Here is a 15,983-nt window from a genome sequence, read left to right as displayed (position 1 = left end):
ACGAGGACACAATGGCAGTGACCGCAGCCGAGAAGGACCCATTGGATCTCACGGGAACCATCGCACGAGACCTCATCCGTTTCGATACCAGCAACTATGGTGATGGACGCTCCAGGGGTGAGGACCAGGCCGCCGGATACGTCGAGGCCTTCCTGCAGCGACTGGGAGTGGAAACGACGTGCTATGAACCCGAACCCGGCCGGACCAGCGTGGTCGCAAGGGTCAGGGGCAGGAACCCGGGACGCGGGGCCTTGCTCGCGCACGGGCACCTGGATGTCGTTCCCGCCGAAACGGATGGGTGGCATGTCGATCCCTTCGGCGGCGAAATACACGATGGTGTGCTTTGGGGCCGCGGGGCCGTGGACATGAAGAACATGAACGCAATGATCCTCGCTTCCCTCGAGGCCATGCTCTCCACCGGACGCACGCCCGATCGGGACCTGGTTCTGGCCTTTCTTGCGGACGAAGAAGACGGCGGGCGGATCGGAGCCCACCATCTCGTGGACAATCATCCTGGACTCTTCGCCGGTGCTACGGAGGCAATCAGCGAAGTCGGCGGATACTCCATCGACATCCGTGGCCGCCGCGCCTACCTCGTCCAAACAGCCGAAAAGAGCCTGATCTGGCTCCGACTCACCGCCACGGGAGAACCCGGCCATGGTTCACGGGTGATCAAAGACACCGCCGTGCTGCAGCTTGCTGAAGCGATCGCCCGGCTGGGAAACCACGAGTGGCCGATCGAGCTTACGCGGACCACCGAAGCCCTGGTCAGTGCCCTGGCTTCGCTCCTGGGAACCCAGGCCTCACCCGGGGATGCGGAATCCATCGTCTTGGCCAGTGGAGCATCCGGCTTCATTCATGGCTCGCTGAAGACCACGGCCAACACCACTGTGATCCGTGGCGGCGCGAAGCACAATGTCATCCCCGCCTATGCCGAAGCGCTCGTCGACGTCAGAACGTTGCCCGGAGGAGAAGACCGGGTTATCAAAGCCATTCAATCGATCGTGGGGACCAATATTCGCGTGGAGGTCCTCAAGCGACTGGACGGCATCGAGGCGCCGAACACGGGCCGGTTGATGGAGACAATGTCCCGCGCGATCCTCGACCACGACCCGGGCGCGACCGTGATCCCCTATCTCATGCCCGGCGGGACCGACAACAAGGCCTTCGCCAAGTTGGGCATAGCAGGATACGGCTTCGTCCCGCTGCAGCTGCCTCCTTCCTTCGACTTTGCCGGAATGTTCCACAACGAGAACGAAAGAGTCCCACTCGAATCGCTATCAAAAGGAACCAGCGTTCTCACCCAGCTCCTCCTGCAGGCATAGCAACGGGCGCGTCAGCAAGAGTGGGGCGAACCCACCGCCCCCAAGCAGCCCTAGAAACCAGACACCACTCGCCGAATCAAATGTAAGCTCATACATCTCCAGTCTTGTCATATGACAGTATTCACGTACACTTAACTTCGTAATATCGATTAAAACCTCCAACAGTCCTTGGTTTTGATCCTCAAACAAGAAAGGTCGGATTCATGACCCAGCTCGACGGTCGCATTGTTCTTATTACCGGAGCCGCCGGCGGTATTGGCTCCGCTGTTGCCCGGACGGTCGTCGCGGGCGGCGGCGAGGTCATCCTCCACGACGTCAACGCCGATGCAGTAGCCGCTCTCGCCGCCGAACTCGGCTACGCCGCAACAACGCTCACTGCCAACCTGGCAGATGCCAAGGAAACCGAACGCCTATGGGCGGACGCGCTGGCTGTGCACGGCCGGATCGATGTTCTGGTCAACAACGCTGGTATCTATCCACCGGCCCCGATCGAGGCGCACCTTGAGGACTGGATTTCCGTGTGGGACCTGTCCCTGGCCGTGAACCTGAAGGCGCCGGCCATCCTCTGCAAGGAAGCCGTGAAGACCTACACGGACCAGGAAAAGGGCGGAATCATCATCAACCTTGCCTCACGGGCCGCGTTCCGCGGCGAGGACCCGGACTACTGGCACTACGCCGCCGCCAAGGCCGGTGTTGTGGCGATGACCCGTACCATCGCCCGCCAGAACGGCCGCCAGGGCGTTACCGCCTTCGCTATCGCACCCGGCTACGTTGACACCTCCCTTAACAAGGTCTTCGCTGAAAGCGTCGGCGTTCAGGCAGCAGCCGAGCAGACCGGCCTGGGTGAAGTGGCCCAGCCGCAGGACATCGCCAACGTCATCGCTTTCCTGGCCACGGGCTTGGCCAAGCACGCCACCGGAACCACCATCGACGTTAACGGAGCCAGCTATGTCCGCTAATCCCGTCACACCGAACATGAACGCTGACCTGTTCATCGACGGCGCATGGGTTCGCGGCAACGCCGGCAACCGTCCCAATGTCGACCCCGGTGACGGCTCAACCGTTGGCGCTGTTTCGATGGCCGATTTCGACCAGGTCCAGGCAGCCATCGCCGCCGCGTCGAAAGCGTTTCCCGCTTGGAGCACCATGCTGGCCAGCAGCCGCGGAGAAATCCTGAAGACGGCCGCCCGTCTGCTTGAGCATCGGCTCGATGAGGCCGCGGCCACCATCCTTTTGGAAACCGGGAAGACCCAGGCCGACGCCCGGGGCGAAATCCTTCGCTCGATCCAGACCCTGGCATGGAACGGCGAGCACGCCGGACGCGTCCAGGGAACGATCTTCCCGGGAATCGCCCCGGGCAGCACCCGCCGCTCCACCCCGACGCCATTGGGTGTCGTGGCAGCGATCACCGCATGGAACTTCCCCGCGGTGCTGATCACCCGCAAGCTCGGCGCAGCCCTGGCCGCCGGTTGCACCGTGGTACTGAAGGCATCCGATTTCTGTCCCGCGACCGCCCGTCTCATCATGGACGTCCTCATCGACGCAGGCCTTCCCGCGGGCGTCGTCAATCTGGTCTTCGGGGATTCCGCGGCCGTGTCCGAACAGATCCTGGCAGCCCCGGAAGTCAAGGCCCTGACCTTCACCGGCTCCACCGCTGTCGGCAAGAGGCTCGCTGAACTCGCTGCGCCGAACCTGATCCGCCCGGTCATGGAACTGGGCGGGCACGCCCCGGTGATCGTGTGGGAAGATGCCGACATTGAGCACGTGATCGCCACGACCGCACCAGCGAAGTTTGGCTCCGCCGGGCAGTCGTGTGTGGCACCGAGCCGCTACTTCGTCCACGAGAGCCTGTACCGGGACTTCGTCGAGGCGCTCGTGAAGAAGGCCGAGTCGTACACACTCGGACACGGCAACGAAGAAGGCACCACCATGGGGGCCGTGGCCCACCAGGGACGCATCGACGCTCTGGCGCACCTGGTTCAGGACGCCCGGGACAAGGGAGCAACCGTCGAAGCCGGCGGCGAAACCCTCGACCGGCCAGGCTTCTATTTCCAGCCCACCGTGCTCTCCGACGTTCCTGCCGAAGCGGACATCATGACAGAAGAACCGTTCGGTCCGCTGTGCGCCGTGGTTCCCTTCTCTGACCTGGACGATGCCATCACCCAGGCCAACGCTGCACCGTACTCGTTTGCCGCGTACCTGTTCACGGACACCATCTCGGTGCGCAACACCGTGGTCGCGAAACTGAACGCGTCCAACATCGGCGTCAACCAGACGGCACCGTCCTTGCCGGACGTCCCCCTGGGCGGGTTGGGCAACAGCGGCTATGGCTACGAAGGCGGCCTCGAAGGCATCCTCGCTTTCACCCAACTGCGCCTGGTCAGCGAAACCGCCCACGCCTAAACGTCACGACATCAAAGGAGAAATACCCGTGACTCTTCCCCTGGCAGGAATCCGCATCCTTTCCCTGGAACAATTCGGGGCCGGCCCGTTCGGAACCTCACACCTTGCCGACCTTGGCGCGGAAATCATCAAAATTGAAGACCCCAGCTTCGGAGGCGACGTCGGACGCTACGTCCCGCCCTACGCCGAGGGCGAGGACTCATTGTTCTTCGAAACGTTCAACCGGGGCAAGAAGTCCATCTCCCTTGATTTGAACTCTCCCGCCGGCCGGGAGATCTTCAATAAACTCGTCACCGTCTCAGACGCTGTTTACTCCAACATGCGCGGTGACGTGCCAGCGAAAATCGGCATCACCTACGACGATCTCAAAGAGCTGAACCCAGCCATCGTCTGCTGCTCACTGAGCGGCTACGGCATGACCGGCCCGCGACGGGCGGAGCCGGGCTACGACTATGTCATCCAAGGCCTGACCGGCTGGATGGACATCACCGGAGAACCGGAAGGCCCACCCACGAAGTCGGGCCTGTCGATCGTCGATTTCTCCACCGGCTACGTCGCCGCGCTGGCCCTCATGGCCGGTCTCCACGCCGCCAAGCGGGACGGCATCGGCATGGACTGCGATGTCAGCCTCTACGACACCGCCATCGGCATGCTCACCTACCCAGGAGTGTGGCACCTAAACGCAGGCTTCGAACCACGCCGGACCCGCCACTCAGCCCACCCGTCCGTGGTGCCCTTCCAGGCCTTCGAAGCCTCCGACGGGTGGTTTGTGATTGCCGCAGCCAAAGAGAAGTTCTGGCAGCGCATCACCCAGGTCATCGGACGACCCGACCTGGCAGAAAACCCCCGTTACCGGCGCCTGGCCGACCGGCAGAAAAACTCCGCCGAACTCCTGGAAATCCTCGAAGGCATCTTCATCACCAAGACAGTCGCCCACTGGGTCGGCGCCCTGACCGCAGCCGCGGTCCCGACCGGGGAAGTGAACACGGTAGCCCAGGCCTTCAACGACCCACAGATCAAAGCCCGCGGCATGATCGTCGAGGCAGAACATCCCGTCTACGGCACGGTCAAGACCATCGCCTCCCCGGTGAAGGTCGGCAACGAAACCGTGCACCCGACCCGGGCGCCGCAACGTGGTGAGCACACAGAGACCGTCATCGCCGAGCTGGCTGGATTGGACGCCGAAGCCATCGAAGCAGCCCGCGCGTGCGGGGCTTTCGGCAAAGCCCCTGAACCGGCGGTGATCCCGTGACTGGTGGGTGGGTGGCGAGTGCTGTTGAGCGTCGGGATGTGGTGTCGGTCGCGGCGGCCACTGCGTTGCATGATTTGCTTGATACTGGCGGGCGTGCGCCGAGGCGGGGGGATCCGTTGCCGTTGTTGTGGCATTGGTTGGCTTTCCTGCCTCAGGCCCGTCAGTCTGATCTTGGCCCGGATGGTCATCCGGTCACGGGCGCGTTCCTGCCGCCGACTGGTGGCAGGCAGCGGATGTACGCTGGCGGGCACGTCACGGTCACGAAGCCGCCACGGGTCGGTGATCCGCTGACCCGCAAGTCGAGCGTGACGGATGTTCAGCACAAGTCCGGCCGGTCAGGAGAGCTTATGTTCGTGACCGTCGAACACACCATCACCGGCCCTACCGGTGAACTCGATGACCGCAACGACATCGTCTACAAGAACCCGGTCCCCGCCCCGTCCAGGACCGGCGGGGCAGGGCCACGCAGTGCCGGTGTCACCGATCCGGATACCGGATGGGAATGGGGCCGGACGGTGGACATCGACCCGGCTTTGTTGTTCCGGTTCTCGGCTCTTACCTACAACGCCCACCGCATCCACTACGACCGCGACTACGCAGTCAACACCGAAGGCTACCCGGGCCTCGTGGTCCACGGACCCCTGCAAGCGGTCCTGCTCGCAGACGCCCTGTCCCTGGTGCTGCCCAACCACCGACCCACCAGTTTCACGTTCCGCTCCACCGCCCCGGCCTTCGACAACGCCCCGCTCCAGCTGCGCTACCGCAGCAGCACCGAGCCCGGCGTCGCCGAACTCGCAGCCTTCAGCAACGGCACACAAACCATGACCGCCACAGCGGTCCTCACCCCGGAGGCACGACGGCCATGACCACACCACACACCCCGCGCACCATCGTCGACGTCATCGCATCGCCAGGATTCGGCGGCTTCTTCTTCGACGACCAAGCAGCCATCAAAGCCGGCGCCCGCCGCGACGGCGCCGCCTACGACGGAACCACCCTCACCCCCGGCTACAACGCCGTCCGCGAACCGGCCGAGTCCGTCTCCATCCAACTCGTCCTCGACGATGGCTACATCGCCACCGGCGACTGCGCCAGCGTCCAGTACTCCGGCGTCGGCGGCCGCGAACCCCGCTTCCACGCCGCAGACCTCGCCGAAGCCATCGAAACCCGCCTCGCACCCCTGCTGCACGGGCTCGAAGTCGCCTCGTTCCGCACCGCCGCCGAAAAGGCCGAAGCAGCAATCAACAGCATCGAAGGCCTCGGCCGGGCCGCAGCCTACGGCATCTCCCAGGCCCTCCTGGACGCCGCCGCCCACACCGCCGGACACCACCTCATGGCCCGCGTCATCAAAGACGAATGGGACCTGCCCGGAGCCCTGGCATCGGTACCGGTCTACGGCCAAACCGGCGAAGACCGGTACGACAACGTCGACAAAATGATCCTCAAACACGTCCCCGTCATACCCCACGGCCTGATCAACACCCCCGACCTCCTCGGAACAGAAGGACGCGCCCTCGAAGCGTACGTGACCTGGATCAAGAACCGCGTGCGGCGGCTCAGCACCGACCCCGGTTACCGCCCAGTCATCCACCTGGACGTCTACGGCATGATCGGCCAGGAAGCAGGCGGCTCGATCACCGGCACCGCAGACATCCTCCAGATGCTCGAACGCGCCGCAGACCCGCACCAGCTGCGCATCGAACACTCCATCCACGCCACCAACCGTGACGAACAAATCCAACTCATGGGAGCCCTCAAGGCTGAATTGCGGAACCGCGGTTCCCGGGTCCAGCTCATCGCCGACGAATGGGCCAACACCGCCGAAGACATCCACCAATTCGCCGTCGCCGCAGCCACCGATCTGATCCAGATCAAAACCCCGGACCTGGGCTCCATCCACCACACCGTAGACGCGATCCTGGACTGCCACGCCCACGGCATCGGCCCCGTTCTCGGCGGAACCTGCGCCGAAACCGACCGCTCCGCCCGCACCACCACCCACATCGGCATCGCCACCGGCGTAACCCAAATGCTCGCCAAACCCGGCATGGGCTTCGACGAAGGCCTCATGATCGTCACCAACGAAATGAACCGTGCCCTACGCCTGGACGCCCACCGCAAAACCGCGGGGGAGCAGCGCCTGTGATCCCTCCCACCAGCTACCTCTACGTCCCCGGCGACCGGCCCGAACGCCTCACCAAAGCCTTCAACCGCGGCGCCGGAGCGATCATCGCCGACCTCGAAGACGCCGTCACCGAAGACAACAAAGACCAGGCACTGAACACCGTCACCTCCTGGCTCGATTCCCTCACCGAAACACCCGCACCCATCTGGGTGCGGGTGAACACCGGACCACGAAGGGAACAAGAACTACGATCCCTGGCCGGCCACCCCCACCTGGCCGGATTCTTCCTGCCCAAGGCAGACACGCCCGCCGACGTCACCGACACCCACGACCTCCTCCAAGACCTGGACCACCCAAAACCACTGGCACCCATGATCGAGTCCGCCACAGCCCTGGTAAATATCCACCAAATCGCCGCCGCCCCGGGGGTTTTCCAACTCCACATCGGAGAAATGGACCTCGCCGCCGACCTCGGACTCAGCCCAGGACCCGAAGAAACAGAACTCCTCTACGCCCGTTCCCTCCTGGTCATCGCCAGCAGGCACGCCGGACTCGTGCCCCCGGCCGCCCCGGTCAGCGCCGAAATCACCAACCACAACACCTTCCGCGCCTCCACCGAACACCTCAAACGCATGGGCTACACCGGCCGCGACTGCATCCACCCCACCCAAATAACCATCACCCACGAGGTCTACACACCCACCCCCGACGAAATCCACTGGGCCACCACCATCCTCGCCGCCGCCACCGAAAACCACGGCGCCTACCGCGACACCGCCGGCAACATGGTCGACGAAGCCATCCTCCGCCGCGCCCGAAACATCCTCACCACCCAGACAGCATCGGCATAGCCCCGCAGCGCGCCACGAACCGCTCACCCATGAACGGCTGCCGCTCCAGCGGCAGCCGGCAATCCGCACACCCAAAACCGGCCAAAGATGCCCCACTGGAACCCCAACAGGAGCCCCACCATGAGCAGTGAACTGACAACAGAACCAGACACCAGACAGGATTTCTACCAGGAACAATCCGGCTACCAACACAGCCTGAAACCGCGGCAGATCCAAATGACCGGCATCGCTGGTGCCATCGGAACAGGGCTGTTCCTGGGAGCCGGCGGGCGACTCGCCGCCGCCGGGCCTTCTCTCTTCCTGGCCTACGCGGTTTGCGGCGTCCTGGCCTACTTCGTCTTACGGGCGCTGGGCGTACCTTTTGTTCCTTGTTCCTCGTCGTAGCTGTGGCCACCAGTCTACGGACGCAGGCCAACCGCCGGCAGACCCCCGTCCGACGGTGAAAAGTCGCCATTTTCGGGCCGCTCCCCCGACCAATTCGGAACGCCGATAACCGATATTCCGTTAAGCTGGCTCCATCAATGCTAGGCGCGGGACTCAGGCCACGCCTTTGCACAGCTTCAGAGGAAACGGGTTATCCGCTGCTCGTCTTGCGCAAATATTCACGCAACCGCCCTCGTGAGAGGTAACCTGTCTCGCCTGGTCAGCGGAAGGCGGGGATGCCGGTGATCTTGTTGCCGAGAATGAGTGTGTGGACCTCATCGGTGCCCTCGTAGGTCCGGACCGACTCGAGGTTGTTGGCGTGCCTGAGCGGCGAGTAGTCCAAGGTAATGCCGTTGCCGCCCAGGATGGTTCGGGCCTCCCGGGCGATCTTGATGGCTTCGCGGCAGTTGTTGAGTTTGCCCACGGAAATCTGATCGATCTGCAGCGTTCCGGCGTCCTTCTTCCGGCCGAGGTGCAGCGCGAGCAGGAAGCCCTTGTTGATTTCAAGGGCCATGTCTACCAGCTTCTGCTGCGTAAGCTGGTAGCCGGCAAGGGGCTTTTCGAACTGCATGCGCTCCTGGGAGTAGGCCAGTGCTGCTTCGAAGGCATCACGCGCTGCACCCATGGCACCCCAGATGATGCCATAGCGTGCTTCATTAAGGCAGGTGAATGGACCCTTCAAACCCACGGCTTCCGGCAGCACTGCGGATTCCGGCAGGCGAACGTCGACCAGGTCAATGTCGCACTGAATGGAGGCGCGCATGGAAAGCTTCGGTTCGATCGGCGTTGCGGTAAAGCCAGGGGTGGAGGTGGGAACAACAAAGCCCCGAACGCCCTCTTCCGTCTGGGCCCAGATGACAGCGACCTTGGCTACCGATGCCAAACCGATCCAACGCTTGGAGCCGTTGAGGATCCAAGCGTTCCCGTCTCTACGGGCGAACGTCTTCATGGCGCCCGGATCCGATCCGGCGGTGGGTTCGGTCAGTCCAAAGCAGCCGATAGCCTCGCCCTTGGCCATGGCGGGCAGCCATTCCTGCTTCTGTTCTTCGGAGCCGTGCTTGTAGATCGCGCTCATGGCCAGTGATCCCTGCACTGAAACGAAGGTCCGCAGGCCGGAGTCGCCTGCCTCGAGTTCGGCCCCGGCCAGACCGTAGTCAACTGCGGAACCGCCGGCGCAGCCGTAGCCTTTCAGGTGCATCCCAAGAAGCCCCATCCGGCCAAGCTCCGGCACGATTTCCAGGGGGAAGGTGGCCGATTCGTACCATTTGGCGATGTTGGGCTTGATCTCGGCGTCCACGAAGGACCGGACCGCATCTCGCAGCTGCTGTTCGTCCGGGGTAAGCAGGGAATCGAAGTCAATCAGATCGCTGATGCTGAACATGGGAGACCTTTCACGGCGTCTAGGGAATGGGAAGTGAAGTTGCTGCCTTGGTGCTCACCCAGGGTGGGCGGAGCCATACGGTACGCAGCCGGGGATGCTGACAAGCGAATGGGATTGGCCAACTGGCTGGAAATGCGGCCCGTGGTGGGGTCCGCGACAATGACGGAAGGCTCCAGGCCCAGGGCGTGGCCGAGCTCAAATGCCTCGCCCACGTTGTTGACCTTACCGGCAGGCACGCCGGCTCCGAGGAGCTTTTCCTGCCAGTTTTCGGCGGTGTCGGCTTCCAAAGCCTTTTCGAGGAGGCCTTTCAAATCTGCGCGTGAGGCCACCCGGGATTCATTGGTGCTGAAGCGCGGGTCTTCGTCCAGTCCGGGCAGCCCCAGGACGCCGCAGAGGGCACCGAACTGGCGGTTGTTGCCGACGGCTACGGCAAGCAGTCCACCGCCCGTACGGAATGTTTCGTAGGGGGCGATGCTTGGATGCGCATTGCCCATCCGGGTGGGGGAGTCGCCGGTTGCGAGAGTCGCTGTTCCTTGGTTGACCAGGGCGGCCAGGAGCGAGGAAAGCAGGTTCACCTGGACTTCCTGACCGGTGCCGGTGGTGTCTCGAACACGCAGTGCCATCAGGATGCCGGCCAAGGCGTTCTGTCCGGTAAGAACGTCCACCAAGGCGACCCCGGCCTTGCTTGGTTCGGCCTCGGGCGACCCCGTGATGCTCATCAGACCGCCGAGCGCTTGGACCAAGAGATCGTAGCCGGGAAGTTCAGCGCCTGCGCCTGGTCCAAAGCCGGAAATGGAGCAATACACCAGCTCCGGCTTCTCGACTGCCAGAGTCTGGTAGTCGAGGCCGAACCTGGCCATAATGCCCGGTCTGAAGTTTTCCACCACGACGTCGCAGTCGGAAACCAATTCCCGGGCGTAGGCCAAGCCGTCTGAGGTCTTGAGATCAATGACCACAGATTTCTTGTTGCGGTTGGCGCTGGAGAAGTATGTACCTTGGCCGTAACCGTCCACCGGAGGTACCCAAGCGCGGGTGTCGTCACCGGCCGGGCTTTCGATCTTAATGACCTCGGCCCCAAAGTCGGCCAGCATCATCGTGCACAAGGGGCCTGCCAGGACCCGGGAGAAATCGGCTACCCGGATTCCTGCCAATGGCTGGCTGCATGAAGGTCTGGGGGATGCCACGTCGCATCCTTTCGGTCTGTATGTTGCATGCTACTAATGTATGTTGCATGCAACTGTAGGTGAGTTTGGATCAGGTGTAAATAGTGTGGACGACGATCAGCCGGAGAATCTGGTGAGGTGCTCCAGCTTGGCGAGGTACTCATCCGCCGAGAGGCCGGGAGTTTGGGCGCATACTCCCGTGATCAGAAGCCGTGCTGTGCGCGTGACATGGTCACGGACGGCTTCCGAAGCCGCCCGTGGATCACGACCCTCCAACGCGGCCAGGATGTCCTTGCGATCATTGGCCAGATCCTGGCTGCTTCTGGCCGAAGGGATTGTGACCAAGCCGTGTGCCAACACCATGTTTCGCAGTTCGCTGTCCAGCGCGGACAGCCGGGGGTTGCCCGCAAGCTCCATCAGGAACAGGTGGAAGTCCTTGTCTGCTTGGAGGGTCCCCGGGCCGTCATCGCGGGCGGCTGCTTCAAGGATCCGCTCGTGGAGCACGAGAAAGTGGGCCAGGTCGTTATCGGTGGCAACTTCCGCGGCGCGGGCTGCTGCCGGCGGTTCAAGGATGATGCGGATTTGGAAGATCTGCACGATCTCGTCGAGGGACATCTGCAGCACTCGAACGCCGCGGTTCTTCTCGATCCGTACAATGCCCTCTTTTTCGAGCAGTTGAAGGGCTTCGCGGACCGGCGTCCGGGAGACCCCGAGTTTCTCGGCCAGACCGATCGCGGAGAAGTGCTCATGAGGATTCATTTCGCCCGAAGTGATCGCTGCTCGCAGCATGTTGGTGACCTGAACTGTCAGCGATTGGCCGTGGTCAATCTGTTGCATGCTACTCATGCAGGCATTCTACGGGGGCCAGCCCAAGGGCTGGTGCAGTGGTCCGTCGGGGTACCTTGGGACGGTGGAAAAATCCAAGGTCGCCGAAGTAGCCGTGCAGTTGTTCCTGGCCCGCGGGTTTGAGGCCACTAGCGTGCCTGACATCGCCCGGGCCTCCGGGATCTCGCGCAGCACTTTCTTCCGGCAATTCCGGTCCAAAGAGGACGTCGTCTTTGCCGATCACGATGACTTGGTGGAGAGGGCAGGAGAGTTCCTCGCTGCCGCAGATGAGGACCCTTGGCTGGCCGTGTGCGAAGCCGCCGTAATGGTCTTCGAGCATTATGCGGCCCAAGGATCCCTCGCCCGACAGCGTTACCAAGTGGTCAACGCGGTACCGGCGCTCCGGGACAAGGAGCTCGTCACGGTCTTCCGCTACGAGCAGCTTTTCAACCAATACCTTCGGAGTTCCGTGCCAGGCATGAGCCCTTTGGAAGGCATCCGCTTCACCTCTGCGGTGGTAGCTACCAACAACTACTTCCTGAGGCGGCTCATGAAGGACTCGCCCCAACCAACCGAAATTGAACTTCGCGGGGCTCTGGACGAGCTTCGACGGCTCCACGGGGTCCTGGGCGACCACACGTCCCAGGAGCTGGTTGTGGCAGTCATCCCCCAAGGGCTCACGGGCGACGCTTTGGCCAGAAAAATCCAGAAGGCGGTAGAACTCTCGCGGTTCAATAGCGAAAAAGTGACAATCATCTCATGAGATGCAGTTTCACTTGACCTGAAACTTAGTACCACGTAGAACTTGCGTAATCGTAAATCGCGCAAGGGAGCGTCGTGTCTGAAATGTCCGCAACCCGGGAAGAAAACCGGGAAACCAGAGCTGCAACACAGGAATCCATCACTGAAACCCGCACCGCTTTCGCCCAGCGGGGCGATCACACCATCGCTGTCCTGACGCTGGAAAACCCGTCCGGAAGGCCAGCAAGTCTTGGCCCGGCGTCGCTAAACAACCTTGAAGCGGCGCTGCTGGCCCTGGACCTCTCGGCAGTAGATGCCGTGGCAATAACCGGGACCGGGCAGGTATTTTGTGCCGGCGCCGACCTGAAGCAGATGACAGCTGCCCGGAGCTCCCAGGATGCCGAGGCTGTGGCTCGCAGGGGCCTTGACGTCTTCCGGCTCTTCGAGGCGCTCCCGGTGCCCTCTTTTGCCTTCATTAACGGTGCAGCCTTGGGGGGAGGCCTCGAGCTCGCCTTGCACGCCGACTACCGCGTAGCCTCGCGGTCGGTGCGAGCACTCGGTTTCCCCGAGGTCCGGCTCGGCCTCCTTCCCGGGTGGGGCGGAATTCCCCGGACGGCGGCCCTGTTAGGACCTGGAGTCACAGCTCGACTGGTGGTCACCGACTCGCTCGCCGGGAAAAGCCTCACAGCACCGGCAGCCGCCGAGCTCGGCCTCGTGGACTCCGTGCTTCCTGGCGATGACTTTCTCCCCGCCGCTCTGGACTTCGCGGCGGCAATTCTTTCCGACGGTATTCCGCAACCCAAGGATGCCGCGGCACAGGATGCCCTGAAGTTCCCGGCGGACACGGCCGCTTTGGCACATGTGAGGAAGCAACTGGACGGCCGGTTTCACGGCGCCGCCCCGGCCCCGTACCGGGCCTTGGAACTCATCGCCGCAGGGTCCGCGACACCGGAGGTGCAAATCCGGGCCTTTGGCGAGTTGTTGCTTACGGATGAGGCGCGCGCCAGCATCTACGCGTTCCGCGTGACGCAGTCGCTGGGTAAATCCCCAGCCGGACGTCCGGTGGCGGAACCCGCTGCGATCCGGTCCGTCGGTGTGGTCGGCGCAGGCTTGATGGCGAGTCAGCTCGCCCTGGTATTCGCTCGCCAACTGCGGGTACCCGTGCGGATCACTGACCTGTCACAGGATCGTGTTACTGGCGCCTTGCAATGGATCGAGGGGCAACTGGCCAAGCTTGTCCAGCGGGAGCAAATGGATGAAGCCACATCATCGGAAATTCAAGCACTAGTTACCGGTAGCGTCGATAAGAAGCATCTGGCCGGCTGCGACATCGTCATTGAGGCCGTCTTTGAAGAATTGATGGCGAAACAAGCGGTCTTCACGGAGCTGGAACAACTCGTACGGCCAGGTGCCTTGCTGCTCACCAACACATCCTCCCTCTCCATCGAGGCCATGGGGTCCGGCCTTGCCCACCGGGAGCGCTTGGTGGGTTTCCACTTCTTCAACCCGGTATCGATCCTGCCGCTCGTGGAAATCATCAGCACGCCGCACACCAATGAAGCCACACTTGCCACGGCTTTTGAACTTGCCAAGCGACTCCGCAAGATCGCCGTCCTGGTGACCGACACCGCAGGATTCGTCGTCAACCGGATCCTGACCAGGCTCTTCAGCGAGGTGCTGGGGCTTATCGACCAAGGCGCGGATCCACTGACCGTCGATCACGCATTGGATTCTGTGGGATTGCCCATGACGCCCCTACGGCTGCTGCAGTTCATCGGCCCGGCCGTCCAACTGCACATCTGCGAAAAGATGCAGGAAACCTACCCGGAGCGCTTCGTTCTCAGTTCCAGCCTGAAGGAACTGGTGGCCGCCGGGCTGCACGGCTACCTAGCGGAGGACGGCACCATCTCACCTGACGCTGCTGCCCTCCTGCCAGCACCCCGGGCAACCGACGCCGTCGGCGTTCGCTACCAGGTCATGGCCGCGCTGGCAGCTGAGGTAACAGCCATGCTGACCGAGGGCGTAGTGACCGGTCCTGAGGAAATCGACCTCTGCATGATCCTCGGCGCCAACTACCCTTTCCATACCGGCGGCCTGACGCCCTTGCTGGACAGGGAAGCCGGGACCAGCTTCCACCCAAACCTCCGGGTAGGTCCCGGAGCAAGTCGCCCTACCAAGGAGAACTCATGAACGCCGCCGATGTTGTGATTGTGGGTGCCGCGCGCACCCCACAGGGCAGGTTGATGGGACAACTGGCGCCCCTGTCCGCAGTTGAGCTGGGTGGTGCTGCCATCGCCGGAGCCTTGGGCGGCTCAGGAGTACCAGCGGAAGCAGTCCAGGCGGTCATCATGGGCCACGTGCTCCAAGCCGGTGCCGGGCAAAACCCGGCGCGGCAGGCCGCTGTTGCTGCAGGAATTCCTTTGGGTGCCCATGCGAGCACCGTGAATAAGGTGTGTCTCTCCGGCCTCAGCGCCATCATCGAGGCCAGCCGTATGTTGCGCCTGGGGGAGGTCGACGTGGCGGTTGCGGGCGGGCAAGAGTCCATGAGCAACGCTCCCCATCTTTTGAAGGGTTCACGTTCCGGGCACCTTTACGGCGATGCGCCACTGATCGATTCCGCAGCTCACGATGGTCTGACCGACGCTTTCGATAAACAGGCCATGGGCTTGGCAACCGACCACGCCAATGATGGGCTGGGCATCGCCCGCCAGGACCAGGACGCAGTTGCCGCCGCCTCACACCACCGGGCTGCAACTGCCCAGGCAACGGGTGTGTTCGACGCTGAAATCGTACAGCTCAAAGTGCCGCGGCGCCGCGGAGAAGCCGAACTGGTTCAGACCGATGAGGGCGTTCGCCCAGACACCACTGTTGAAGCGCTCGGCAAACTTAGGACGGCGTTCTCTCTCACCGGCACTGTCACGGCCGGCAACGCCTCCCCGCTCAACGACGGGGCGGCCGCAGTGGTCCTCACCACCCGCGCCTATGCCCAAGACCATGACTTGAAGGTACTTGCCGTGGTGGGATCCCCCGGGCAGGTGGCTGGCCCTGACACTTCGCTTCCGGACAAGCCCGCGAGGGCCATCACCAAGGCATTGGAAACCGCCGGGTGGGCCACCACGGATCTGGATTTCGTTGAAATCAATGAAGCGTTCGCTTCTGTGGCGCTTGAATCGGCAAAAGAACTGGGGCTGGACATGGATAAGGTCAACATCCATGGGGGCGCCATTGCTTTAGGTCACCCCATCGGGGCATCCGGGGCCCGGGTTGTGGTGTCGGCGGCCCACGAACTCGGCCGTCGCGGCTCGGGCAAAGCCGCCGTGGCGCTTTGTGGGGGCGGCGGGCAGGGAGAAGCGCTACTGCTCTTCCGTGACTAGGTTTCCGGTTTCATGCACCGTACACCTAGTGTCGCGTGTCGTTAATACCTAGACGCTTGGGTGTTTGGGAAGATTGATTATGGCTAATCGTCCTGCTGCTGCCCTGGGTCTTCGTGAAGG

At 63.0% G+C, this 15,983-nt stretch carries 13 protein-coding genes and 1 pseudogene; 11 read left to right on the top strand and 3 right to left on the bottom strand.

Going from position 1 to position 15,983, the window contains the following annotated elements; translation table 11 throughout:
• Positions 1-11: 11 nt before the first annotated feature.
• From ACIQTZ_RS11625 to ACIQTZ_RS11590, 8 genes and pseudogenes are all read left to right on the top strand, one after another.
• Complete coding sequence (locus ACIQTZ_RS11625) at positions 12-1,325, top strand: M20/M25/M40 family metallo-hydrolase (RefSeq protein WP_402980606.1); 1,314 nt, start codon at positions 12-14, stop codon at positions 1,323-1,325.
• Between the two features lie 203 nt (positions 1,326-1,528).
• Positions 1,529-2,284 carry an SDR family NAD(P)-dependent oxidoreductase gene (locus ACIQTZ_RS11620; RefSeq protein WP_402980603.1) on the top strand — a complete coding sequence of 252 codons (756 nt, stop codon included), beginning with the start codon at positions 1,529-1,531 and terminating at the stop codon, positions 2,282-2,284.
• Positions 2,274-3,728, top strand: coding sequence for an aldehyde dehydrogenase family protein (locus ACIQTZ_RS11615; protein ID WP_402980600.1), 1,455 nt, complete (start codon positions 2,274-2,276; stop codon positions 3,726-3,728). Before ACIQTZ_RS11620 ends, ACIQTZ_RS11615 begins: the two co-directional genes overlap by 11 nt.
• Positions 3,729-3,756: 28 nt before the next feature.
• Positions 3,757-4,980, top strand: coding sequence for a CaiB/BaiF CoA transferase family protein (locus ACIQTZ_RS11610; RefSeq protein WP_402980597.1), 1,224 nt, complete (start codon positions 3,757-3,759; stop codon positions 4,978-4,980).
• Positions 4,977-5,846: a MaoC family dehydratase N-terminal domain-containing protein gene (locus tag ACIQTZ_RS11605; protein ID WP_402980594.1), complete on the top strand. Its 870-nt coding sequence runs from the start codon at positions 4,977-4,979 to the stop codon at positions 5,844-5,846. Before ACIQTZ_RS11610 ends, ACIQTZ_RS11605 begins: the two co-directional genes overlap by 4 nt.
• Complete coding sequence (locus tag ACIQTZ_RS11600) at positions 5,843-7,126, top strand: methylaspartate ammonia-lyase (RefSeq protein WP_402980591.1); 1,284 nt, start codon at positions 5,843-5,845, stop codon at positions 7,124-7,126. Before ACIQTZ_RS11605 ends, ACIQTZ_RS11600 begins: the two co-directional genes overlap by 4 nt.
• Positions 7,123-7,956: an HpcH/HpaI aldolase/citrate lyase family protein gene (locus ACIQTZ_RS11595; protein WP_402980588.1), complete on the top strand. Its 834-nt coding sequence runs from the start codon at positions 7,123-7,125 to the stop codon at positions 7,954-7,956. The genes ACIQTZ_RS11600 and ACIQTZ_RS11595 overlap by 4 nt, the downstream gene beginning before the upstream one ends.
• Before the next feature lie 120 nt (positions 7,957-8,076).
• Positions 8,077-8,310: pseudogene (locus ACIQTZ_RS11590) on the top strand (L-asparagine permease); the annotation flags it as partial.
• Between the two features lie 289 nt (positions 8,311-8,599).
• Here ACIQTZ_RS11590 and ACIQTZ_RS11585 read toward each other — a convergent pair.
• From ACIQTZ_RS11585 to ACIQTZ_RS11575, 3 genes are all read right to left on the bottom strand, one after another.
• Complete coding sequence (locus ACIQTZ_RS11585) at positions 8,600-9,760, bottom strand: acyl-CoA dehydrogenase family protein (RefSeq protein WP_402980585.1); 1,161 nt, start codon at positions 9,758-9,760, stop codon at positions 8,600-8,602.
• A complete protein-coding gene (locus ACIQTZ_RS11580; protein ID WP_402981115.1) occupies positions 9,739-10,854 on the bottom strand; it encodes a CaiB/BaiF CoA transferase family protein in 1,116 nt (371 codons plus the stop codon). The genes ACIQTZ_RS11585 and ACIQTZ_RS11580 overlap by 22 nt, the downstream gene beginning before the upstream one ends.
• A 186-nt stretch (positions 10,855-11,040) precedes the next feature.
• A complete protein-coding gene (locus ACIQTZ_RS11575; RefSeq protein ID WP_402980582.1) occupies positions 11,041-11,769 on the bottom strand; it encodes a GntR family transcriptional regulator in 729 nt (242 codons plus the stop codon).
• On the opposite strand from ACIQTZ_RS11575, the gene ACIQTZ_RS11570 reads away from it, so the two are divergent.
• From ACIQTZ_RS11570 to ACIQTZ_RS11560, 3 genes are all read left to right on the top strand, one after another.
• Complete coding sequence (locus ACIQTZ_RS11570) at positions 11,768-12,511, top strand: TetR family transcriptional regulator (protein ID WP_402980579.1); 744 nt, start codon at positions 11,768-11,770, stop codon at positions 12,509-12,511. The two genes, ACIQTZ_RS11575 and ACIQTZ_RS11570, sit on opposite strands and share 2 nt — an antisense overlap.
• Before the next feature lie 83 nt (positions 12,512-12,594).
• On the top strand, positions 12,595-14,679 hold the full coding sequence (locus ACIQTZ_RS11565; RefSeq protein ID WP_402981112.1) for a 3-hydroxyacyl-CoA dehydrogenase NAD-binding domain-containing protein: 2,085 nt from the start codon (positions 12,595-12,597) through the stop codon (positions 14,677-14,679).
• Positions 14,676-15,863, top strand: coding sequence for an acetyl-CoA C-acetyltransferase (locus tag ACIQTZ_RS11560; protein ID WP_402980576.1), 1,188 nt, complete (start codon positions 14,676-14,678; stop codon positions 15,861-15,863). Before ACIQTZ_RS11565 ends, ACIQTZ_RS11560 begins: the two co-directional genes overlap by 4 nt.
• The last annotated feature ends 120 nt before the right edge of the window (positions 15,864-15,983 follow it).

The sequence above is a fragment of the Paenarthrobacter sp. NPDC090520 genome, assembly GCF_044769205.1.
Classification (GTDB): domain Bacteria; phylum Actinomycetota; class Actinomycetes; order Actinomycetales; family Micrococcaceae; genus Arthrobacter.
The sequence above is the reverse complement of the archived record's forward strand: the minus strand, read 5'-3'. Positions and strand labels throughout refer to the sequence as shown.

Excerpts from the sequence above, each read along its gene's own strand:
- ACIQTZ_RS11625 (WP_402980606.1), top strand. The coding sequence starts at position 12 with ATGGCAGTGACCGCAGCCGAGAAGGACCCATTGGATCTCACGGGAACC.
- ACIQTZ_RS11620 (WP_402980603.1), top strand. The coding sequence starts at position 1,529 with ATGACCCAGCTCGACGGTCGCATTGTTCTTATTACCGGAGCCGCCGGC.
- ACIQTZ_RS11615 (WP_402980600.1), top strand. The coding sequence starts at position 2,274 with ATGTCCGCTAATCCCGTCACACCGAACATGAACGCTGACCTGTTCATC.
- ACIQTZ_RS11600 (WP_402980591.1), top strand. The coding sequence starts at position 5,843 with ATGACCACACCACACACCCCGCGCACCATCGTCGACGTCATCGCATCG.
- ACIQTZ_RS11585 (WP_402980585.1), bottom strand. The coding sequence starts at position 9,760 with ATGTTCAGCATCAGCGATCTGATTGACTTCGATTCCCTGCTTACCCCG.
- ACIQTZ_RS11580 (WP_402981115.1), bottom strand. The coding sequence starts at position 10,854 with ATGATGCTGGCCGACTTTGGGGCCGAGGTCATTAAGATCGAAAGCCCG.
- ACIQTZ_RS11570 (WP_402980579.1), top strand. The coding sequence starts at position 11,768 with ATGCAGGCATTCTACGGGGGCCAGCCCAAGGGCTGGTGCAGTGGTCCG.
- ACIQTZ_RS11575 (WP_402980582.1), bottom strand. The coding sequence starts at position 11,769 with ATGAGTAGCATGCAACAGATTGACCACGGCCAATCGCTGACAGTTCAG.
- ACIQTZ_RS11565 (WP_402981112.1), top strand. The coding sequence starts at position 12,595 with ATGTCCGCAACCCGGGAAGAAAACCGGGAAACCAGAGCTGCAACACAG.
- ACIQTZ_RS11560 (WP_402980576.1), top strand. The coding sequence starts at position 14,676 with ATGAACGCCGCCGATGTTGTGATTGTGGGTGCCGCGCGCACCCCACAG.